At 62.2% G+C, this 392-nt stretch carries 1 protein-coding gene and 1 pseudogene; one reads left to right on the forward strand and one right to left on the reverse strand.

The window, feature by feature from the left end; translation table 11 throughout:
* Window positions 1-137, forward strand: a pseudogene (locus tag EOA13_RS39300) (type II toxin-antitoxin system RelE/ParE family toxin); the annotation flags it as partial.
* On the opposite strand, the gene EOA13_RS37765 reads toward EOA13_RS39300, so the two are convergent.
* The coding region (locus EOA13_RS37765; RefSeq protein WP_164780713.1) for a cytochrome c-type biogenesis protein at window positions 134-392 on the reverse strand (259 nt) is incomplete at its 5' end. The pseudogene EOA13_RS39300 and the gene EOA13_RS37765 overlap by 4 nt on opposite strands.

Genomic DNA, 392 nt, shown 5'->3' on the forward strand with positions numbered 1-392 from the left:
CATATGAGACGTTCATCGGCCGCCCGCCGTACATCATTGCTTATGAGTTGCGCCCGATCGCTGGCCGTCAGTGCGTCGTTATCCTGCGCGTCATTCACACGTCGCGGGACTGGCCCTCGGAGGAATGGCCGAGCTAATTGCCTAGTATCTTGTCCAGCGCCGCCTGTTCCTCAGTGGTCAGCGCATTGGTTGCCGTCGAGCGACGCGACCGCGCGGTCAGCACGATGAAAACGCCTCCCACCAGCAACAGCAGGACAGGCGTGCCCCACAGCAATGCATTGCGCAGGTCGAAACGCGGCTTGAGCAGCACGAACTCGCCATAGCGCGAAACCACGTAGTCCATGACCTGCTGGTCAGTGTCGCCGGCGACGAGGCGCTGACGCACGAGGACG

The organism is Mesorhizobium sp. M7A.F.Ca.US.011.01.1.1, assembly GCF_003998295.1.
GTDB lineage: Bacteria > Pseudomonadota > Alphaproteobacteria > Rhizobiales > Rhizobiaceae > Mesorhizobium.